Here is a 20,669-nt window from a genome sequence, read left to right as displayed (position 1 = left end):
TTTTGCGGCCCAAGAAGAGTCCGCTGCAACGCAACGACGCAAACTGTAACTCGATCACCCGATTTTGGCGCTCTGAAGCTACGAGCCGCTCCATCAAGTTATGCTACGCGCCGGCCGACTCCTCCCCGGCGAGGTGGACGATGCGGTCGATATCCCTGACCGACGGCATGGCGTCCGGGATGTCACCGAACGACTGGGTCGCGACCATCGCCGCGGTCGCCCAGCGGAATACCGGTTCGTCGGCCGGTCGGCCGGTGGCGACGATCTTCGACACCAGCGCGGCGGAGAACGCCGCCGCGGCACCCGGCGAATCTTCCAGTGCCACAGGAAAATCCGCGATATCCGCATTGATCTCGTCGGATCTGACGATGCAACGGAAGCCATCGATCACGCAGACCCCGCGCACACCCAGACTACGCAGCCGTTGCGCCACCTCGGTCCCGGACGCGGACGGATCCCCGGGCAGCAGTGCGCGCAGTTCCCACGTCGAGCCGACGAGATAGTCGACGGCACCGAAATACTGGTAGAGATATTGCGGCGCATCGATCGGCGGCGAGGGGTTCACCACCAACGACGGCCGACGATCCATCTCCCCGATGGCCGCGAGCACGCCCTTGATCGCATCGGAGGGCTGCTCGAAGGTCAATACGACCGCATCCGAGGCTGCGAGCGCCTCACGAAACCGTGGTTCGCTCACCACGTGTGCTCCTTGCCAGATGCGGTCGTCCTCGCAGCCGATTTTGCTGGACACCCCCGTGCTCGTGATCATGACCGCGGAGACATTCGTCGTGGCGCCGTTGACCACTTTGACCAACCGGGTATCGACATTCTCGGTGCGTAGATAGTTGAGGATGTGCCTGCCGGCGTCGTCGTTTCCGACCGCGGAGATGAGCCGAGCCTGCAGTCCCAGGCGCGCAGCCGCCACCGCACGGTTGAGCCCCTTACCGCCCGCATGCACCTCGAAGCTGCCCGGCGTGGATTTGCCCGCCGACGGAATTTGGCCGATCCGGTAGATGTGGTCGATCACCGCCGATCCGATGACCGTGACCACGCCACGGCGCGGCGCTACATCCGGCAGTGCGATCAGCACCTTCGGTTCGGGGGTGAACCTGTAGTTCGATGTCGAATAGGCGGCCGCGGCGGCGAGCTTGGCCGCCAATTCGGTAAATGCGCGTCGCTCGGGCGTAGCCCGCAACGAACGCACAGTCGGTGCGGACGGTACGAAATCTGCGCCGTACGCATCATGCAGGCCCCGCCACTGTTCGGTCAGGTACACGCGACGCTCGCCGAGGTCGGCCGCGTACAATCGCTCGAGATCTATTCCGGCTGGGGGCTTTTCACGCAGCAGCCCCAACGACAGTTCGGCATCGGCGATCAAACGGTTGGTCGGATCCAACTGCCGCGCGAGGTCACGAACCACGGGCAAGACGGCTTCCTCCGCCGACAGCCCCTCCTGCTGCGCTCGCTGGCGGATGACGGATAGATCCAGCAGGGGAGCGACATCGATTTCCGTGGTGCGCAACCGATCCGCACTCAGCCCCGATCGTTTGCTGAGCCTGGTGAGGATGTTGCGGATGGCAACCGTGCGTGAGTCCTGCTGGACCATAGGCGGGCCTGTCCTCCATGACGCTGCGATCGTTCCCTGTGCCACTCCCACGATATGCCAATCGTTCGGGGTTTAGCCGCCGAGCGAACCGGCAATTACCAACTTACAACGGCAATTGACCGTAGTGAATGGCAAATGCCACACTGAGTTACGGCGACCAAGTGTCGTCCACCAGATGACTCGGGAGGGCCTGGTGATGAGAGTGATCCTGCTGATACGGCACGCACGGCGGCGCGGGGAGCCAAGGGCCGGCGGTACCGAAACCGAACTCGTTGCGAACCGCGCCACCGTCTAGGCGAACGAATCGCGTTCGCCGGGACGACATTTCACCCGATCAAGCCGACTTCGTCGCCTGCTCCATCCGACAGCAGCGAGCCCCGGCTGACCGCGACGCAGCGGTCGACCGGGGCTCAGTGCACCCGAAATGCGGTCGGCGACAGCTCTGGCACCCCTGGAGACAGCCGTGACGATCTACGAATGCAGCCGGTCGATGACCAGCAGCGTCACGCCCGACGAATGGGCGTGGCGCGCAGGGCGCGAAGAACCGGCATGGCGATTGAGCTGGGTATCCGACCAGCTGACCCGCGAACAGGCCTGGGCCGGAATGCAATTGCAGGAGATTCTGAGCCTCCCGGACCCGGCATCGGACCACGACGCGCACGCGCGGGCATTGGCCGATCAACTCGGTATCACCGTGCAGCAGGCACTGCACACGCTGCACCGACGGATGCTCGACAGGAGGCATTCGTGACCATCTACGTAACTCACTGGTCGATGACCAGCGATCTCACCGCGGAGTCGGCCTACCGGCTGGCGGACAAGTGGGCCAAGTCGTGGCGGCTGAGCTGGCTGCCCGAACGGCTGCTGACGCGGGAACAAGCTTTGGCGGGGATGGATCTCGCGGAGATCTTCAGCACCCAGGAATTCCGGCACGACTCGACGGTTCACGCACGGGCCTTCTATTGCGCCGGCCAGATCGGAATACCCCTCGAGCTCATCGGGCTCGAATTGTTACACCGGAGGCACCCATGACCGTCGACACCACCGACTGGACCATGATCAGCGATATCACCCCCGAGTCGGCATACCGCCAGACCGGGGCGGGGACCGCGGTCTGGCGACTGAGCTGGCTGCCGGATCGGCTGCTGACCCGCGAACAGGCGCTGGCCGGCATGGAGCTCGACGAGATCCTCAGCGATCCGGACATCGTGCACGATCGGCACGCCCACGCCGATGCGGCCATTCTGGCCGGGCGGGTCGGCATCGTCTGGGAGCAGGCGGTGATCCTGCTGTCGAAGCGGATACTAGCTCGACTGCGCCAGCGTCCCAACGGGATTCAGGACGATCCGGCGGGCTGCGAATCCGCGGGGCAGTCCCGGTTGGCACTGCACGCAGACCGGACACCGTGGGTGTTCCGATAGCGTGTGGCGCCGCGAGGCATCGGCCGCCGGGAGGGGAGGCGGCCGGTGCCGTAGCGGCGGGGGAGCCGCGTCAGGGAGTCGGTGCTACGACCCGATCGATCTCGTGCATGGTCGGCATCCCCTCGGCGAGGGGGCTGGTCGTTCGGGTTGCCGCCATCGCGGCGGTCGCCCACTCGAAATCCGCACGGTTCGCGGGCTGCCCGGTCCGTATGACTCGGTAGGCCAGCGCCGCGTCGAATGCCGCGCCGGCCGCGGGTGACGGCGCCTCCGGACGCGCCGAAAGGTCGAGCTGGAGGGTGCCGGAGCGGACCCGGCAGGCGAGTTGCTCGACCTCACAGACGCAGTACGCACCGCGTGCCAGTAGCGCGGGCGCGGTGGTCGTCGCGAATTGCTCGCCGCCGACGCTATCGCTGTCGCCGGCCAATTCGCCGAGTTCCCACGAACTTCCGTTCAGATAGTCGATCGGCTCGAAGTGATGTTCGAGGTCCTGAAGATTCTCGACAGGGGGTGCGGGGTGAACCAGAAGGCGAGGGCGCTTCGGCATCGCACGGATCATCGATAGTGCCTCGTTGATGACCTCGGTCGGCAACTCGAACGTCATCAGCACTGCATCCGAGGACCCGATCGCCGCGCGAACCTGCTCGCTGCGCAGATCCGCGGTGCCGAGCTTGGCGCCGTCGACCCGGCCGATGAATGCCCCCGCGCCACTGCGATCGACCATCACGACGGCAACCGGTGTGGTTCCGGGAACGACCTTGACCAGTCCGGTGTCGACGTTCTCGCGCCGCAGATATTCGATGATGCGACGGCCGCTGTCGTCGTCTCCGATCACGGTGACCAGGCGGACTCGCACGCCGAGGCGGGCCGCCGCGACGGCCCGATTGAGTCCCTTGCCCCCGACTTGCGCCTCGAACGTCCCGCTGGCCTCGGAGCCTTCGGAGGGCATGGTGTCCGTGCGGTAGATGTGATCGATGACCGCGTCACCGATGACGGTGACCACGCCGTGCGGATGCCACTGTTCGGCACCGGTGACCATGCGCCGCCCCTTTGTGGTGCTCTCGACTTGCCGCACACCAGCTTAGGCCGCGCACGCGCGAAATGGCATGGCCCGCAACAATGCATCGGCGGCACGAAACGACCGGTCGGGATCAGGTGCGTGCGACGTGGTCCGCACCGACTGCCTCGGCGATGCCGTGGTAACCGGCTTCGCGCAGTCGCTGGGCGATACCGCGGTGGATGTGACGCGTCCAGAACGGTCCGCCGTAGATGAAACCGGTGTAGCCCTGCAGCAGAGTGGCACCGGCGAGGATGCGTTCCCAGGCTTGATCGGCGGTTTCGATGCCGCCGACCGAGATCAGCACCAGACGGTCGCCGACGCGGCGGTAGAGCCGGCGCAGTACTTCCAGGGAACGCTCGGCGACCGGGGGCCCGGATAGACCACCCGCGCCCATGGCAGCGACCTCGGCGGCCTCGGTGCGCAGGCCGTCGCGGCGGATGGTGGTGTTGGTGGCGACGATCCCGGCCAGGCCGAGTTCCACCGCGAGATCGGCGACGGCGTCGACACCGTCGTCGGACAGGTCGGGGGCGATTTTCACCAGCACCGGAACGTCGACGCTGTCGAGGACGGCCTGCAGGACCGGGCGCAGGGATTCCACGGCCTGCAGATCCCGCAGGCCGGGGGTGTTGGGCGAGCTGACATTGACGACGACGAAGTCGGCCAGCGGACCGAGCAGCGAAGCACTCACCGCATAGTCGGCTGCGGCGTCGGCGGGCTCGACGATTTTCGTTTTACCGATATTCGCGCCGATCGGGACTCCGCCGCGGCGGTTGCGCAGATGTTCGGCCGCCGCAGCGGCGCCGTGGTTGTTGAAACCCATCCGGTTGATCAGACCGTGGTCGGCGGGCAGCCGGAACAGCCGCGGTGCGGGATTGCCGGGCTGGGCCCGCGCGGTGACAGTGCCGATTTCGGCGAATCCGAACCCCAATGGCGCCCAGGAGTTCACACCGTCGGCGTTCTTGTCGAATCCGGCGGCCAGCCCGAGCGGCGCCGGGAAGTCGATGCCGAAGGCATGGTTGCGCAGGATCGGATCGTCGGTGGTCAGCATTCTGGTCATCGCCCAGCGCGTCGGCGCGAACCGGGCAGCCAGCCGCATGGCTGTGAACGCCAGATGGTGGACGCGTTCCGGCGGAAGCAGGAACATCAGGCGCAGCAGCAGTGAATACATGGCCTCACATTCCCGGTTCGGGCTGGGGTAGTAGTGCGGTTTTTCGGCGCCGCAGCAGTACCCGCCTGCTGCCGTCGGTGTAGGCGCGCACCCGCGACAGTTCCCAGCCGCCGAATTCGGCTTGGATGGCCAGCCGCATCGACGCCGTCACCCGGGTCACCTCCGGTGGGAGCCGCAGCGGCACGTATTCGTAGTCGTCACTGGTGGTTTCCCAGCTCGCCGGTAGCGCTGCGCGTGATTGTGGCGCCATCACTGCCCTTTCTTCCGCTGGTCCGCGCGGATCCGTTGCAGACCGTTTCCGGTCGCGGAACCGACGAACAGGTCGCCGGTGCGCTCGTCGATGGTCACCGAGTTCGGCTGTCGAACCGTCGGATAACGGCCCACCTCTTTCGGTATACCCGTCGACAGGTCGAATCCGACGACTTCGTTGCTCTGGGTACACGTCACCCACACGGTGTCGGACCGCTGATCGTAGGCAAGCGCGTAAGGCGACGATCCTACCGGGAATCGCTGCCGCAGTACGAGCGGTCCGGCAGTGTAGACCAACAGCTCATCACCCGCGGTGTCGGTGACGATGATCCGGCCGAACGGGTCGGTGATCAGATTGGTTGCGCCGTCACCCGCGCGCAGTGCCAGTCCGAGGCGGTCTTTGCCGAGGTCGAGCTGGGTCAGCGAGGTCTGGCGGCGGTCCAGGACCGAGACATGGTCGCCGGTGACGGCGAGTGCGTCGGCGGAGGCCAGGCCGGAGATGGTTTCGGCGACGTTGCCGTCGGGGGAGAGTGCGCGCACCTTGCCGTCTGCGGTGCCGACGAACATCGTGCCGTCGTCGCGATAGCGCACCGATCTGGCATCTCCGTCCACGGGCACCTCGGTGGTGACGCCGGTGGTGATGTCGACGCGCATGATCCGGTGGTCGCCGGGGATCAGCAATTCACCCGGCTTGCCCTGCGCCAAGCCGACACCACGGGCGGGCAGCAGGAGGGTGCGCATCGCCACGTCCGGCGCGCCGGTGGGATCGACACGGGTGAACGTTGCGGGGTCGATGACGAACAACATCGTGCTGGTGTCGTGGCCGGCTTCGAGCGCAACCAGTCGTCCGGTGCCCGCCTCGGCGAACAGTCCGCCGACCGGGTTGTCGAGCCCCCACACATCCCCGGCGGGATGCGCACGCTGCTCGGGGGCGACCGCCGCGGTGGCCGCCGGTCGGGTCTCGAGCTTGTCGCTATCGGAATCGGAGGAACATCCGGCGATCAGCGCCAGCACCGCCACACCAGCGAGCACTGCGTGCAGCGAACCATGTGGGCGCATCCACCGAACTCCTAACTATGACGAATCATCCACTACCGCACCATCTGACCATGATGGCGCACGTGACCGGCCTACCGGGGTCGTCGCCGACGGAGAATGTCGGCGATCGGGGTTACGGTTGACTCGAAACAATGTCCAATTCAGGGAGATCCGGTTGAAAGCCGACCATCCATCGGGATTTGCCATCGATGACATAACCGTTGGTCCGTTTGCTCACGGATTCGGCACAACGGCCGATGGCAGGCCCTACGCTTTCCGCACCCTGCGCTCAACCGTGGAGCTGGAGATCTACCGTGCCGACCTCGACAGCGATGTGCCGGGACCGGAGGACGTGGTCGCGGTCGCGCAGGCCCGCGCCACCGATATCGACCTCGACGACGAACGCAGTGTCGTGGCGCTGGTGCGCGACATGATTCCGGACGCGATACCGCTCGAAAGGGCCCCCGATCGGGATACGACAACCGTGCGGGCCCTGCTCGGGCGCATCAGTTCGGTCATTGATGGTATGTAGATGGTGATGCCAAGCACACGATTCCTCGGTTCCGCGCTGACCGCGGCCACCCTGGCCGCGGTGGCCGCGGCGTGCAGCACCGGACCGGACGAGGCCTCGGTCGATGCCGCGCGTTCCTCGGCCAACGCCTCGCTGTCGTCCTCGATCGCGGCCTCCTCGAGCGCCGCGCACCGGCCGCTGCCGACGGCCGCCGAATTGGACGCGCAGATCAAACGCGCCCTTGATCCGGCACTGCCCGACTCCGAACGCACCGACCTCATCGAGGACGGCGCGGCCTTCCGCGACGCCATCCCGGATATGTATCGGGCACTGCAGGACAATCCACGCGCCATCTACGGCGTCACCGACCCGGTCTTCGACAACCGCGACGGCACCCTGACCGCGACCATGCGGCTGGACAAGGACGGCAGCGGCACCGCGGTCCGCACCACCGTCGTGCATTTCGTGCTGCTCGACGGCAAGTGGAAGATCTCGCGCACCGATCTGTGCGGCATTCTGCGCTCGGCCGACTACCGCACCGCGGCCTGCGGCTAGATGATCGAATCCGGCTCGCTGCGATGGGGACGTCTGATCCACCGCCACCGTTATCTGGTGCTGGGCACAGCCATTGTCGTGGTGCTGCTCTCGGGATGGTACGGCCGGGATCTGGCGGGCAGGCTGACCCAGGAGGGCTGGTTCGACGAGAGCAGCGAGTCGGTGGCCGCCGCCAAGATCGCCGATGCCACCTTCGGCCGCGATACCGACAGCGACATAATCTTGCTGTACACCGCGCCCGCGGGGATGACCGTCGACGACCCGACAGTGCGTGCGGCAGTGACGAATTCGCTGAAGCAGCTGCTGGCCCGTCATCCCGACCGGGTCCTCAAGATCGACAGTTATTGGGACAGCCCCTTCGCCGCGCAGGCCACCGACGCCTCGCACACCCACGCTTTCGCCAGCGTCGGATTGCATGGGGAAGGCACCGCGACGGTCGAGAACTACACCACGATCAAGGGTGAGCTGGGCGCTGGGCGCGCGGGCAGTGGACCCGGCGGCACCACGGTGCAGTTGGCGGGGCTGCAGCCGATTGTCGAGGGCATCAATCAGGGCATGCAGGACGATATCCGCCGGGCCGAGATCATCGCGCTGCCCATCGTGGCGATCCTGTTGTATTTCGTTTTCGGCGGGGTGGTCGGGGCGGTGCTGCCGGTGCTGATCGGCGGGATGACGGTGCTGGGCACCCAGGGCACCATCCGGATGCTCACCGATCACATCCAGGTGAACGTTTTCGCCAGTGCTGTCGTCACTTTGGTGAGTCTGGGGTTGGCGATCGACTACGGGCTGTTCACCGTGACCCGGTTCCGCGAGGAGTTGGCCGCCGGGCACAGTGTGGAGGATGCGACGGCGCGCACCGTTGCCACGGCCGGGCGCACCGTATTGTTCTCGGCCGCGATCATCGCGATCAGTCTGGCCGCGTTGCTCATCTTCCCGAACGGAGTGTTGCGGTCGGTTCCCTATGGCGGCATCAGTTCGGTGCTGCTCGCCGCGCTGCTGTCGGTTACGGCGCTGCCCGCGGTGCTGAGCATTGTCGGGCGGCGGATCGACCTGTGGGGTTGGCATCGGTTCTCGCGCACCAAAACCGAGGTGCAGATCGACGCCGGATTCTTCTCGCGGCTGGCGACGTCGGCGATGCGGCGACCGTGGGCGGTGGTGGTGCCGATCGTGCTCGGGTTGCTGGTGTTGATCGTTCCGATTCGCAATATCGAGTTCGGTGGGATCAGCGAACGGTATCTGTCCGCGGACAACCCGGCACGGGTCGCCCAGGAGCGGTTCGACCAGTTGTTCCCGAGTTTTCGCACCGAACCGATCAAACTGGTCGTGGTGGGCGCGAATGCGCAGCAGCTCGGCGATATCCGCTACGAGGCGAGCCGGATTCCCGGTCTGACCGGCCGTTTCGAACCCGGTGCGCCGACCGAGGACGGGATCAATGTGCTCAACGCCGGTCTCGCCGACAAACGCGATGCGGATGCGGTGATCGATGCGCTGCGGGCGATTCCGGAACCGTCCGGAGTGCAGATCATGGTGACCGGGGTGCCCGCGCTCGAGCGCGACAGCATCAATGGGCTGCTGGTGCGGCTGCCGTTGCTGGTCGGGCTCCTGGCGGTCGCGGCGTTGGTGATGCTGTATCTGGCGTTTCGTTCGATCGTGTTGGCGCTCAAGGCCGTTTTGATGAGCGCATTGAGTCTGGCCTCCACACTGGGTGTGCTCACCTGGGTGTTCGTCGAGGGGCACGGGGCCGGGATCTTCGACTTCACGCCGGGCCCGCTGATGTTCGCGGTGCTGGCGTTGATCGTGACGGTGGTGTTCGGGCTGTCCACCGACTACGAGGTGTTCCTGCTGTCGCGGATGGCCGAGGCGCGCGCGGACGGCGCGTCGCCGCCGGAAGCCATCCGGTACGGCATCGCCCACACCGGCGGCGTAATCACTTCTGCCGCAGCGATTCTCATCGTGGTGACCGGTGCGTTCGGCTTTTCCGATCTGGTGTTGATGAAGTACATCGCCTACGGCATGATCGCGGCGCTGGTCCTGGACGCCTCCGTGGTCCGCATCCTGTTGACGCCCGCGGTGCTGAAGCTGATCTGGCGTTGAACACTCAGTGGGCGAAGGATCGACAATGACTGCACGGAAGGGCGCGAATCAAGCCCTGGGCGAACCATCGGCCGATGCCGCTCGGCCGGGCAGTGATGCTTGTCGAGTCCGATGCTCCGGGCTCGGCGATTCGACCGTGCTCGTGCGAAGGCTCGCCTGCTCCGACGCGCAGGTCCGCCACGCGGTCAGCGGCGGACGGGCAGGACCAGCTGGGCGCCGGTCAGCGGGTGGTCGAGGACTTCGACAGGGTGTTGGTACACGCGGGTGAGGAGTTCGGTGGTGAGGACTTTGCGGGGTGGGCCGTCGGCGGCGATGCGGCCGGATTCCAGGACCGCGACGCGGTCGGCGTAAGCGGCGGCGATGCCGAGGTCGTGCAGAACGACGACAACGGCGGCGCCCGCGGCGGCTCGCGCGCTGGCCAGGCGCAGGACCGCTTCTTGGTGGCCGAGGTCGAGCGCGGCGGTGGGTTCGTCCAATAGCAGGGTTGCGGTGTCCTGAGCAAGCACGCGGGCCAGGGCGACGCGGGCGCGTTCACCGCCGGAGAGCGTCGGAAATGGTCGGGCGGCAAGGTGTTCCACGTCGGCGGCGGTCATAGCGGCGGCGATCCGCTCGTCATCGAGGCCGCGCCGCTCGGTCCGCGCCCACGGCGCACGCCCCATGGCGACCACTTCGCGTGCGGTGAACGGGAATCCGACGGTGTGGCTCTGCGGCAATACCGCCCGGCGCCGCGCCATATCCGAATGCGACCAGTGACCCAGCGCCCGCCCATCGAGTTCGATGGTGCCCTCGCTCGGCTCCAACTCACCCGCGAGCGCCGCCAACAGTGTCGACTTGCCCGCCCCGTTCGGCCCCACCAACGCCACGATCTGGCCCGCCACAACATCGAAGTCGACGGTTTCGAGGACCCGACGTGTATGGGCTCCCGAAGCGCCACGCCTGTCGATGCTCACTCCGCGAGCCCGAAGCGTCACCGCGCCCCGCTGCGGCGGCACCGGCAACTCATGTGTCCGCGCGAACACCGAACCCGGTCTCACCCCCCTCACATCTGCACCCCACTGGGACTGTCCGGCATGTACGCTCGGCCGTCGCCGGCGATCCCGCGCGCCCGAGCATGGCTGCCGATGCTGCCTGGCAGCGCCCTCGGGTAGGACATGCTGGTGCGCCCTATCTGTTGACCGGTCGGCGCGTCCTGCTCGTCGGTTGCCGGCCCGCTATCCGGCATCGGCGCGCGACGCCACCTGGAATTCGCGTTCGAGCTGCCCGGTAGCCCACGAGTCCTGTCGACGCGGCGGCCCTGCTCGGGTCGCGCCTCGTCGAAGGGGCCGCATCCCTTCTCGGGATCCGCGCCTGTCGTGAATGCCCAATGGTGATGGATCCGAGAAAGCCGGCGAACGCTTCGGGGCGAGGCAGCGCGACGCCACATCCCGAGCGTGTGCGGATCGGTTACGCCCCAACCGATTTCGTGACTCATGCCCAACCTCCGGAGCGAGCACGCGTGCGGCGCAGGAGCCAGAAGAAGAAGGGGCCGCCGATGAGGGAGGTGAGCATGCCGAGGGGCAGGTCCGCATTGTGGACCAGCGAGCGGGCGGCCACGTCGGCGGCGAGGAGTACGACCGCGCCGACGATGGCGCTCAACGGGATGAGGATGCGGTGGGCGGGGCCGACCAGCATGCGGACCACATGCGGCACGATCAGTCCGACGAACAGCACGATGCCGGTGAAGGCGACGCCCGCGGTGGCCAGGACGGCGACCACCACGATGACGTTGCGGCGCAGGCGCTCCACGTCCACGCCCAGATGACGCGCGGCGGATTCACCGAGGGCGAGCAGGTCCAGCCGGGGCGCGATGAGCACCGCGGCGAGGATGCCGAGTGCGGCCAGCGGAGCGACGACATGCACCGCATCCCAGGTGGCTCCGTTGAGACTGCCCAGCTGCCAGAACACGATTTGATCGCGGGCGGCGGGGCTCGCGATGAACAGCAGGAACGCGATCAACCCGCCTGCGAAGGCGTTGATCGCGACACCGGTGAGTACCAGCGTGACCACCTCGGTGCGCCCATTCGAGCGTGACAGCAGATACACCAGCAATGTGGTCAGCAACCCCGCCACGAATGCCGCCGCGGCCACCGACCACGCCGCCACGAACGCACCACCGACCACGATCACTGTGCCCGCACCGACCGCCGCCCCCGCCGATACGCCGATCACACCGGGTTCGGCGAGCGGATTCGCGAACACCCCCTGCAGTAATGCACCCGCTGTCGCCAATGCGGCGCCGACCAGGATCGCGAGCACCACGCGGGGAAACCGCACTTCCCACAGCGTCACCTCACCCGCCGGATGTGCGGGCATCGGCCCCCAGTCCAATCCGATCCGATGCAGCACACTGCCCGCGACCTCGGCGGGCGTCGTCGGCACCTGCCCGATCGCCGCGGATGCCAACGCCAACACCACCAGCGCCGCGACCGCCACGGCGAATACGATCGCGGTCCGCGACCACCCCCGCGACTTCGGCGCGATCGGATGCGGACTGTGCGGCATCGCCGAGTCGGCCGTCGTTGTCCCAGTGGCCCTTTCGTTCACACCCGCACCTGTCCGATCACAGTGCGCGAGCGCACCCGCGACCTCGGCGCAATCGGATGCCGACTGCGCCGCATCGCCGAGTCGGCTGCTCCCGTGGTCATTTCGTGCACGCTCGCAGTCCCTGACGCTCGTTTGCGCTGTTCACCGAGTGTCCTCGTGGTTCGCACGTTTATCACGACCGCGCTGCGATGCCCGGCTCCCAGTCCGTGAAGTACTGCCCGCACCTCGCCGAACCGCATGGGCCGCCCGCCGTGATCCCCCGGGCACTGCAAGGCGCCGCTCATGCGGGCTCGGTGCCGTACACGGCCGCGCTGAGGGCGGCGATCACCCGGCCGGTGTTCGGGCCGAAACTCAACACCACCGAGTCGGCCATATCGACCACCCGCTTGTTGCGCCCGGCGGGTGTCTGCGCGATGCCGGGCACCTTTTCCAGCCCGTCGACGCCGCCGACCGACTTCAGCCCGTCCGACATCACCAGCAGCACATCCGGTGCGGCCGCGATCATGGCCTCACTGGTGATCGCGACGAACGGTTCGGGCAACCCGGCCTCGGTGCCCGCATCGCGCGCGCCGAGTGCGGCGATGAGAGCGTCGGCGCCGGAGCCGGGTCCGGCGAGCATGGTGATGGCGGTGCTGCGCAGGTAGAGGAAGGCGATGGTGAGGGGTTTGTCCTGCTCGGGTACCGCGGCACTGGCGGCGGCGATTTCGCCACGGGTGCGCTGGGCCAGGGCTCGGCCGCGATCGGGTACGCCGAGCGCCGCGGCGACCGCCTCGATCTGCGGTACCACCCCGTCCATGGTGCGCTGCGGATCGAAATAGACAACCGTCACCCCGGCCGCGCGCAGTTGCTCGCGCACCTGCGGCGCGGCGCTGGTGCTGTCGGTGAGAAAGACCGAAGGACGCAGCGCCAGAACGGATTCCACGTTCAGCGAACCGCTGCCACCGGTCACGATGGGCAGATTCGCGACCGCGGGAAATCCAGCCGCGGTACTGCGCCCGACCATTTTTGCGCCCATACCCAACGCCCAGACCGTCTGCGCGAGTGTGCCGAAGCGGTCGGCGGCGATGATGCGGCTGGCATCGGTGACCGTGACTTCGGCCCCGTCGAAGGATCGGACGGTCGCGGGCAGCGTAGGCGTGGGCTCGGGCCCGATCGGCACCGGATCGAGGTTCTCCAGTTTCGCGGTGACCGGCCCACGCCCCCCGCTGCCGGTGGCATCGCTGCCGGTTCCGCACGCCGATCCGACCAGCAGGGTCAATGCCAGCACAGCCAGAAGAGAACGCGCCCCGCCGGATCGGACACGGTCGAGAAACCTCATGCAGGTAAGGCTAGCCACCCTCATCGGATCACCCGGCCGCGCGTGCGCTGACATCGTCGAGCGCGGCCGCGATGGCACGCGGCAGCTCCAATGTCTCGGCGGCCAGCACCCCGGTGAGCTGCCCGATATCGCGCGCGCCGACGATCATGCTCGCGATGCCGGGACGGTCGCGGATCCAGGCGAGGGCCACGGCCAACGGTGAGGTGGCCAGTCCATCGGCGGCGGTCACCAGCGCCTCGACCACCCGGGTCGCGTGGTCGTCGAGCCGGTGCCGGATCTCGGCGGCGGTCGCCTCGTCCGCACCGCGCGAATCGGCGGGCACCCCGTCGCGGTATTTGCCGGTGAGAATGCCCCCGGCCAGCGGCGCGGTGGCGATCAACCCAACACCGTGATGTCGAGCAGCCGGAATGAAGTCGGTTTCGGTGTCACGGACCAGCAGCGAGTACGGGGTCTGCGCGACGGTGACCGGCGCGACCGCGGCGAGGCTGGCGACCTGCCAGGCATTGAATCCGCGCGCACCCGCGTAGCGGACGCGCCCGGAGCGCACCGCGAATTCGAGAGTGGCGGCGACCTCGTCGAGCGGGGTCGCGGGATCCCAGGCGGCGACATGCCAGATATCGAGATAGTCGGTGCCCAGTTCGAGCAGTGTCCGATCGAGCTGGCGCAGTAGCGCGCGACGGGAGGTGTCCACGGCCGGTCGCACCGGCTCCGGCTCGGGCACGGTCGGCCCTGCGGGTGCGGGCACGGGCCGCGGCGTGACACCCGCGCAGCCGCTGAGCACCAGATCGTCGCGCGAGACCAGATCGCCGAGCAGTTCGGCCAGGATCCGTTGTGCCGCACCGCCGGCGTAGGCGGGGGAGGTATCGACAAGTGTGCCGCCGGCCTCGGCGAACGCCACCAACTGCACCGCCGCGTCGTCGGTATCGGTATGCGCCCCCCAGGTGTGGGTGGCAAGTCCTATCCGGGACACCCGTAGGCCGCTGCGGCCGACCGTCCGCTGTTCCATCACCGTGTCCGCGCAATCGTCACGGCGCCAAGCCTAGAGTGTGGATACGTAACTCGACGCCCACCAGCACCGTGGGTCGCACGGTCGAGCCGGGCATGCCGCCGCCATCTCGACACTGTACTGTCGCTGCGTGATTGCGGCGGTGGTTACAGTGATGCGATCGATCGCCGGACCAATCGCCCAGTAGGAACATATATTTCGGGCGGAAGTGGAGGCTGGTTCGTGGTCGGCGAGTCGATGACCTGGGTTCAGGCCTTGGTACTTGGTCTGGTGCAGGGTCTCACGGAGTTTCTGCCGATCTCCTCCTCGGCGCATCTGCGCATCGTGTCCGGGGTCTTCTTCGGCGACGACGCGGGCGCCTCGTTCACCGCGGTCACCCAGTTGGGCACCGAGGCGGCGGTGCTGGTGTTCTTCGCCAAGGACATCTGGCGGATCATCCTCGCGTGGTTCTCCGGGCTGCGCGATCGGCTGACCACGCGTGGCGAGCCGGACCTGCCGCTGCACGACCAGCCCACCACGCGCCTTCCGGTCATTACCGCCGATCACAAGCGCGTCCTGGACGAGCAGGCGCAGCGTGAACTCGACTACCGTATCGGCTGGTATGTGATCATCGCGACGATCCCGATCGGGGCGCTCGGATTCCTGTTCAAGGACCAGATCCGCACCGGCGCCCGCAATTTATGGTTGATCTCGTTCATGCTGATCGCGTTCGCGCTGGTCATCGCCGCCGGTGAGTACTACGGACGCAGGATCCGCCCGATCGAGCAGTTGACCACCCGCGACGGTTTGATCATGGGCTTCGCGCAATGCCTGGCCCTGGTCCCGGGTGTGTCCCGTTCCGGTGCGACCGCGACGGCGGGTCTGTTCCTCGGGCTCGAGCGTGAAGCGGCCGTGCGATTCTCGTTCCTGCTCGCCATTCCCGCGGTGACCGCGTCGGGCCTGTTCAGCCTGCCCGACGCGTTCGAACCGGCCGGTGAGGGCCTCAATGCCAGCGGACCACAACTGCTGGTCGCGACGCTTCTGGCGTTCATGGTCGGGTATGCCTCGGTGGCGTGGCTGTTGAAGTTCGTCGGCAAACATTCCCTGGACTGGTTCGTCGGCTACCGCATCGTGCTCGGGCTGACGGTCATGGGCCTGCTCGCGAGCGGAGTGGTGTCGGCGACATGATCGTTAGGCTGGTGCCATGACGGTGATCCTGCTGCGGCACGGTGTTTCGACCTCGAATACCGCCCGCACCCTGGCCGGGCGCAGCGCGGGCGTCGATCTGACCGAGTACGGCGATACCCAGGCCCGCGCCGTCGCCGAACGGCTCGCCGCGCTGCCGATCGAGCACATCGTGCATTCGCCGCTGCTGCGCTGTCAGCGCACGGTCGCACCGCTTGCGGAAAAGCTCGGTCTGGAACCGGAGTACGAGGATCGGTTGATCGAGGTCGACTACGGCGACTGGACCGGCAGGGCGATCGCGGATCTGCTGACCGAACCACTGTGGAAGGTGGTGCAGCGGCACGCCTCGGGCGCGGTCTTTCCCGGCGGCGAAGGTCTGGCGCAGGTACAGACCCGTGCGGTGGCCGCGGTGCGCGAGCACGATCGACGGTTCGCCGAGAAGGCCGGGCACGACGTGCTGTGGGTGGCGTGCACGCACGGTGACGTGATCAAGTCCGTGCTCGCCGACGCGCTCGGCCTACATCTCGACGGTTTCCAGCGCATCGTGGTCGAACCCGCCTCGCTCAGCATGGTGCGCTACACCCCGACCGCGCCGTATGTGGTTCGGCTCAACGATACGGGGACGGATCTGTCCGGTTTGGTCATCAAACCGCAACGGCCCGCCTCGGATTCCGGGTCGCCGGCAGAGCCCGCAGCCGGTCCGGTTCCCGGTGGCGAGCTGGGTAGTACCCCGAGTGCGGATAATGGGAATGCGGAGCTTCGAGATTCCTTGTAAACGAGTAGGTGGCGTGTTGCGGAGTCCAGCGCCGCGGGTAGTCGATCAGGGTCACGTATCAGGAGGTGCAGATGTCTCGCGCAATCCATGTATTTCGCACCCCCGATCGTTTTGTCGCCGGGACCGTCGGTGAGCCGGGCGATCGCGTGTTCTACCTGCAGGCCGTGCAGGAACCACGGGTGGTCAGCGTGGCGTTGGAGAAGCAGCAGGTGAAGGTGCTCGCCGACCGGATGGGTCTGCTGCTCGACGAGGTCGCGCGTCGCTTCGGCGCCGAGGTGCCGCCGCAGGCCGAGGACATCTCCGACAGCGACCCGCTGGTGACCCCGATCGACGCCGAGTTCCGGGTCGGCACCATGGGCCTGGGCTGGGACGCCGATGCGGGCGCGGTGGTGGTGGAATTGCTGGCGATCACCGAAACCGAGGTCGACGAGTCGGTGGTGCTCGATGACACCGAGGAGGGCCCCGACGCGGTGCGGGTGTTCCTGACCCCGATCCAGGCGCGGGAGTTCGCGTTACGTTCCACCCGGGTGATCGCGGCGGGTCGGCCGCCGTGTCCGCTGTGCGGGGAACCGCTTTCCTCGCGCGGGCATATGTGCGTTCGAACCAACGGATACAAGCGCGGGGATATTTTCGGCGCGGCCGAGCTAGAGGAGTAGTCCGTGGCCGAGCCTCGGTGGCACACCGCAGAATTGACGGTGATCGGGCGGGTGACGACCGCGAGCAATGTCACCCTGGTCTGCGATACGGACGGCGTTCGCGTGGTCTACAAGCCGGTGCGCGGGGAACGGCCGCTGTGGGATTTCCCCGACGGCACCCTGGCCGGGCGTGAGGTGGCCTCGTATCGGGTGTCGGATGCGCTCGGCTGGGGTGTCATTCCGGAGACGATCCTGCGCGATGGCCCCTATGGGCCGGGCATGGTGCAGCGGTGGGTGGAGTCGGTGGACAACCACACCGATCAGGGCAACCGGCTCGATCTGGTGGATCTGGTGGAGTTGGGTGCGGTGCCCGACGGGTTCTGCGAGGTGCTGCGCGCCGAGGATCCGGCGGGTAACGAGGTGTCGCTGATCCATGCCGACGATCCGCGACTGCAGCGGATGGCGGTGCTCGACGTGCTGCTCAACAATGCCGACCGTAAGGGCGGGCATGCGCTGGAAGGTGTCGACGGGCAGGTCTACGGCGTCGATCACGGCATCTGCCTGCATACCGAGCACAAGTTGCGCACTGTGCTGTGGGGCTGGGCTGGTGAACCCATCTGTGACGGGTTGATGGCCGATATCGCCACCTTCGCCGAGGTGCTGCCCGGTTCGGTCGCCGATGATCTCGCACCGCATCTCACCGATGCGGAGATCCAGGCGCTCGCCGACCGTACGCAGGAACTGTTGGACAACCCGGTGATGCCGGTGCCGCGCACGTCGCTGCCGATTCCGTGGCCCGCGTTCTGAGCTGAAGCCGGCACCGCGGATACCGTCGGCGGCAGCCTGCGATGTGCGCGCGGTGCCGTATTGCATCGGGTGTCGGGGCGCATGTGCTGCCTGAGGGGTACGGTTTCCGCTGTCCGACCTGGCGCGCAGGGCCGAAGATTCGTGCGGCGTGCTGCAGATGCACGACCGCGGCCGGGAGCGGCGCTCAGTTGAGCAGCGGGCGGACTTCGGCACCGACGAAGCGGACGAATTCGATCAGGTTCGGATCGTCATCGGTGGGTTCGAGGACTACGGTGTCGGCGCCTGCGTCGGCGTAGCGGCGGACGGCATCCACGATGGCGTGTGCGTCGCCCGCGACGCCTGCCTCTGCCGGATGCTCGCCGGAGTTGCGCTGCTGGGCCGCGGTCAAGCGTGCGGCCGCGTCCGGGCCGGTGGCCGTCAGCAGGTTGACGATCACCCGATGCGGTTCGGTGCGTGCGGCTTTCGCGCGGCCTTCCTCGATGCGCGCACGGGCGGCGCGGACGCCGTCGGGAGTGGTTCGTGCGGTGAGGATGGTGGCGTCGGCGAGTTCGCCGGACAGTCGCAGGGTCTGCGGTCCGGTCGCGGCGGCGGTGATCGGCGGGGGCGTGCTCGGCGGCCATTCCAGGGCGACATTGTCGAGGCGCACGTATCGGCCTGCGGCGCTGACCTTTTCACCGTTCAGCAGTCCGCGCAGCGCAACCAGATGTTCGCGTAGCAGCGTCATCGGCGATTCGACCCGCACGCCGATCTGTCCCATCCAGTCCTGCACACCGTGCCCGAAACCCGGGAGCACCCGGCCCGGATGCAGCCGCAACAGCGCCGCCACCTCCATGGCGGTGAGCGCCACATTACGCAGCGGCACCGGCATCACCCCGATCCCGACGCGCACCCGCTCGGTCCGAGCCAATACCGTTGCGGCAGTGGTGATTCCACCGGCCCAGAAACAGTCCTCCCACAACCACAGTTCCTCGAGACCGCTGTCCTCGGCCGCGGCCGCGACCGCGGCCAAGTGTTCCGGGGAAACTTGGGGCATCGACACCGCACCGAGAACAGTCACCGGTCCAACCTAGCGCGACCGCACTCGGCCGCGGCCCGAATTCGGACAGCCCGGTGCGCATGGCAACTCAGCGACAGTGACCTGCGCCACTCGCGGCAATTCGATCCGGCGGACGGCAAACATTGACATTCGACATTTGCGGCATCGGGGCAGGTCAGATCCGGGGTGGTTGCCTTACAACCTACTGCTGAGGGCAGGGCGCGGCGCAATGGCCGCCACCACACCTTTACCCTCGAATCATGCAGTCCTGGTCCGATACCGCCCTACCGACAATTCCCGGAGCAGGGCCACCGTTGCGGTTGTACGACACCGCCGACCGACAGGTTCGCCCGGTGACCCCGGGTCCTACGGCCACCATGTACGTCTGCGGGATCACCCCCTATGACGCCACCCACCTCGGGCATGCCGCCACCTACCTGACGTTCGACCTGGTCAACCGGTTGTGGCGCGACGCGGGCCATGAGGTGCACTACGTGCAGAACGTCACCGACGTCGACGACCCGCTGTTCGAGCGCGCCGCCCGCGACGGTGTGGACTGGCGTGATCTGGGCACCCGCGAGATCAATCTGTTCCGCGAGGACATGTCCGCTCTGCGCGTCGTGCCGCCGCGCGACTACATCGGCGCCGTGGAGTCCGTCGACGAGGTCATCGAATTCGTGGAGAAGCTGCTGGCCTCGGGCGCGGCATACACGGTCGAGGATGCCGAATATCCGGACATCTACTTCCGCGCCGATGCCACCGAGCAGTTCGGCTACGAATCCGGCTACGACCGCGCAACCATGGATCGCCTGTTCGCCGAACGCGGCGGCGATCCCGACCGTCCCGGCAAGCGCGACACCATCGACGCACTGCTGTGGCGCGCCGCGCGTCCCGACGAGCCGTCGTGGCCGGCGCCCTTCGGTGCCGGGCGACCCGGTTGGCATATCGAGTGCGCGGCTATCGCGCTCAACCGCGTGGGCCCCGAATTCGATATCCAGGGCGGCGGCAGCGACCTGATCTACCCGCACCACGAATACTCCGCCGCACACGCCGAGGCATTGATCGCGGGCCGCCGCTTCGCCCGCCATTACGTGCACGCCGGTCTTATCGGCCTGGACGGCGAGAAGATGTCCAAATCGCGCGGCAATTTGGTGCTGGTCTCGAAACTGCGCGCCGCGGGCGTCGACCCTGCCGCGATCCGCCTCGGCCTGCTCGCCGGTCACTACCGCCGAGACCGCATGTGGACCGACGCCGTCCTCGCCGACGCCACCACTCGCCTGGACCTGTGGCGCCGAGCCACCGCGCTCGCTTGCGGCCCGGCCGCCGAAGACACCGTCGCCCGCCTCCGCCAACACCTCGCCGACGACCTCGACACCCCGAAAGCCCTTGCCGCCGTGGACAACTGGGCCAACCAGGCCCTGAACTACGGAGGTCGAGACAGCGCGGCCCCAGGCCTGATCACAACCGCCGTGGACGGTCTGCTGGGCGTACAGCTGTAATCCACCCTGATGTCGGGCGCGTCGATGGAGACCGTCGGCAGAGGTTGAGCCGCCCGAGGCCGCGATACCGCGCATTTCACGATCAACTCCGAAATTCGTGTCGCGCGATAGCGGCTCGCCACGCAATAGCTGTACACGTCTGGGACA

General features: G+C 67.4%; 21 protein-coding genes. 11 read left to right on the top strand and 10 right to left on the bottom strand.

Annotation, left to right across the window (positions count from 1 at the left end; all coding sequences use genetic code 11):
- Positions 1 to 103: 103 nt before the first annotated feature.
- Positions 104 to 1,606: a PfkB family carbohydrate kinase gene (locus ACQPXH_RS15605; protein WP_433603047.1), complete on the bottom strand. Its 1,503-nt coding sequence runs from the start codon at positions 1,604 to 1,606 to the stop codon at positions 104 to 106.
- A 490-nt stretch (positions 1,607 to 2,096) separates the two neighbouring features.
- Here ACQPXH_RS15605 and ACQPXH_RS15600 point away from each other — a divergent pair, with 490 nt between their 5' ends.
- From ACQPXH_RS15600 to ACQPXH_RS15590, 3 genes are read left to right on the top strand one after another with little or no spacing between them, the layout of a single operon-like run.
- Positions 2,097 to 2,357 (top strand): hypothetical protein, encoded by a 261-nt coding sequence (locus ACQPXH_RS15600; protein WP_433603046.1) that lies wholly within the window; start codon positions 2,097 to 2,099, stop codon positions 2,355 to 2,357.
- Complete coding sequence (locus ACQPXH_RS15595; protein ID WP_433603045.1) at positions 2,354 to 2,638, top strand: hypothetical protein; 285 nt, start codon at positions 2,354 to 2,356, stop codon at positions 2,636 to 2,638. Before ACQPXH_RS15600 ends, ACQPXH_RS15595 begins: the two co-directional genes overlap by 4 nt.
- Complete coding sequence (locus tag ACQPXH_RS15590) at positions 2,635 to 3,027, top strand: hypothetical protein (RefSeq protein ID WP_433603044.1); 393 nt, start codon at positions 2,635 to 2,637, stop codon at positions 3,025 to 3,027. Before ACQPXH_RS15595 ends, ACQPXH_RS15590 begins: the two co-directional genes overlap by 4 nt.
- Before the next feature lie 70 nt (positions 3,028 to 3,097).
- On the opposite strand, the gene ACQPXH_RS15585 is transcribed toward ACQPXH_RS15590, so the two are convergent.
- From ACQPXH_RS15585 to ACQPXH_RS15570, 4 genes are all read right to left on the bottom strand, one after another.
- Positions 3,098 to 4,063, bottom strand: coding sequence for a PfkB family carbohydrate kinase (locus tag ACQPXH_RS15585; RefSeq protein ID WP_433603043.1), 966 nt, complete (start codon positions 4,061 to 4,063; stop codon positions 3,098 to 3,100).
- Positions 4,064 to 4,175: 112 nt separating this feature from the next.
- A complete protein-coding gene (locus tag ACQPXH_RS15580) occupies positions 4,176 to 5,252 on the bottom strand; it encodes a quinone-dependent dihydroorotate dehydrogenase (RefSeq protein WP_433603042.1) in 1,077 nt (358 codons plus the stop codon).
- Between the two features lie 4 nt (positions 5,253 to 5,256).
- Positions 5,257 to 5,502 (bottom strand): DUF5703 family protein, encoded by a 246-nt coding sequence (locus tag ACQPXH_RS15575; protein ID WP_040691094.1) that lies wholly within the window; start codon positions 5,500 to 5,502, stop codon positions 5,257 to 5,259.
- On the bottom strand, positions 5,502 to 6,560 hold the full coding sequence (locus ACQPXH_RS15570) for a YncE family protein (protein WP_433603041.1): 1,059 nt from the start codon (positions 6,558 to 6,560) through the stop codon (positions 5,502 to 5,504). Before ACQPXH_RS15570 ends, ACQPXH_RS15575 begins: the two co-directional genes overlap by 1 nt.
- 154 nt (positions 6,561 to 6,714) lie before the next feature.
- Here ACQPXH_RS15570 and ACQPXH_RS15565 point away from each other — a divergent pair, with 154 nt between their 5' ends.
- The 3 genes from ACQPXH_RS15565 to ACQPXH_RS15555 are packed head-to-tail and all read left to right on the top strand — an operon-like array spanning position 6,715 to position 9,699.
- Entirely contained in the window at positions 6,715 to 7,071 is a 357-nt protein-coding gene (locus ACQPXH_RS15565) for a hypothetical protein (RefSeq protein WP_433603040.1), read from the top strand.
- The gene (locus ACQPXH_RS15560) at positions 7,072 to 7,605 is read left to right on the top strand and encodes a hypothetical protein (protein WP_433603039.1); all 534 of its coding nucleotides are present in this window, start codon (positions 7,072 to 7,074) and stop codon (positions 7,603 to 7,605) included.
- Entirely contained in the window at positions 7,606 to 9,699 is a 2,094-nt protein-coding gene (locus ACQPXH_RS15555) for an MMPL family transporter (RefSeq protein WP_433603038.1), read from the top strand.
- 185 nt (positions 9,700 to 9,884) lie between these two features.
- Here the strand turns inward: ACQPXH_RS15555 and ACQPXH_RS15550 are convergent, their stop codons facing one another.
- From ACQPXH_RS15550 to ACQPXH_RS15535, 4 genes are all read right to left on the bottom strand, one after another.
- Complete coding sequence (locus ACQPXH_RS15550) at positions 9,885 to 10,742, bottom strand: heme ABC transporter ATP-binding protein (protein WP_433603037.1); 858 nt, start codon at positions 10,740 to 10,742, stop codon at positions 9,885 to 9,887.
- A gap of 424 nt (positions 10,743 to 11,166) precedes the next feature.
- On the bottom strand, positions 11,167 to 12,240 hold the full coding sequence (locus ACQPXH_RS15545) for a FecCD family ABC transporter permease (protein WP_433603472.1): 1,074 nt from the start codon (positions 12,238 to 12,240) through the stop codon (positions 11,167 to 11,169).
- 322 nt (positions 12,241 to 12,562) lie between these two features.
- The gene (locus ACQPXH_RS15540; RefSeq protein ID WP_433603036.1) at positions 12,563 to 13,600 is read right to left on the bottom strand and encodes a heme/hemin ABC transporter substrate-binding protein; all 1,038 of its coding nucleotides are present in this window, start codon (positions 13,598 to 13,600) and stop codon (positions 12,563 to 12,565) included.
- A gap of 28 nt (positions 13,601 to 13,628) precedes the next feature.
- Positions 13,629 to 14,606 (bottom strand): aldo/keto reductase, encoded by a 978-nt coding sequence (locus ACQPXH_RS15535; protein WP_433603035.1) that lies wholly within the window; start codon positions 14,604 to 14,606, stop codon positions 13,629 to 13,631.
- Between the two features lie 237 nt (positions 14,607 to 14,843).
- Here ACQPXH_RS15535 and ACQPXH_RS15530 point away from each other — a divergent pair, with 237 nt between their 5' ends.
- The 4 genes from ACQPXH_RS15530 to ACQPXH_RS15515 all read left to right on the top strand — a co-directional run bounded on the left by ACQPXH_RS15530 (position 14,844) and on the right by ACQPXH_RS15515 (position 17,987).
- On the top strand, positions 14,844 to 15,773 hold the full coding sequence (locus ACQPXH_RS15530; RefSeq protein ID WP_433603034.1) for an undecaprenyl-diphosphate phosphatase: 930 nt from the start codon (positions 14,844 to 14,846) through the stop codon (positions 15,771 to 15,773).
- Between the two features lie 16 nt (positions 15,774 to 15,789).
- On the top strand, positions 15,790 to 16,545 hold the full coding sequence (locus ACQPXH_RS15525; RefSeq protein ID WP_433603033.1) for a histidine phosphatase family protein: 756 nt from the start codon (positions 15,790 to 15,792) through the stop codon (positions 16,543 to 16,545).
- Positions 16,546 to 16,616: 71 nt separating this feature from the next.
- The gene (locus ACQPXH_RS15520) at positions 16,617 to 17,201 is read left to right on the top strand and encodes a DUF3090 domain-containing protein (RefSeq protein WP_433603032.1); all 585 of its coding nucleotides are present in this window, start codon (positions 16,617 to 16,619) and stop codon (positions 17,199 to 17,201) included.
- Between the two features lie 3 nt (positions 17,202 to 17,204).
- Positions 17,205 to 17,987, top strand: a complete 783-nt coding sequence (locus ACQPXH_RS15515) for an SCO1664 family protein (protein ID WP_433603031.1) — start codon at positions 17,205 to 17,207, stop codon at positions 17,985 to 17,987.
- A gap of 184 nt (positions 17,988 to 18,171) precedes the next feature.
- Here ACQPXH_RS15515 and ACQPXH_RS15510 read toward each other — a convergent pair whose 3' ends face one another.
- On the bottom strand, positions 18,172 to 19,044 hold the full coding sequence (locus ACQPXH_RS15510; protein WP_433603030.1) for an LLM class flavin-dependent oxidoreductase: 873 nt from the start codon (positions 19,042 to 19,044) through the stop codon (positions 18,172 to 18,174).
- A gap of 239 nt (positions 19,045 to 19,283) precedes the next feature.
- Here ACQPXH_RS15510 and mshC point away from each other — a divergent pair, with 239 nt between their 5' ends.
- Positions 19,284 to 20,522 carry a cysteine--1-D-myo-inosityl 2-amino-2-deoxy-alpha-D-glucopyranoside ligase gene (mshC, locus tag ACQPXH_RS15505; RefSeq protein ID WP_433603029.1) on the top strand — a complete coding sequence of 413 codons (1,239 nt, stop codon included), beginning with the start codon at positions 19,284 to 19,286 and terminating at the stop codon, positions 20,520 to 20,522.
- The last annotated feature ends 147 nt before the right edge of the window (positions 20,523 to 20,669 follow it).

Source organism: Nocardia sp. CA-135953, from assembly GCF_050955735.1.
Classification (GTDB): domain Bacteria; phylum Actinomycetota; class Actinomycetes; order Mycobacteriales; family Mycobacteriaceae; genus Nocardia.
The sequence above is the reverse complement of the archived record's forward strand: the minus strand, read 5'-3'. Positions and strand labels throughout refer to the sequence as shown.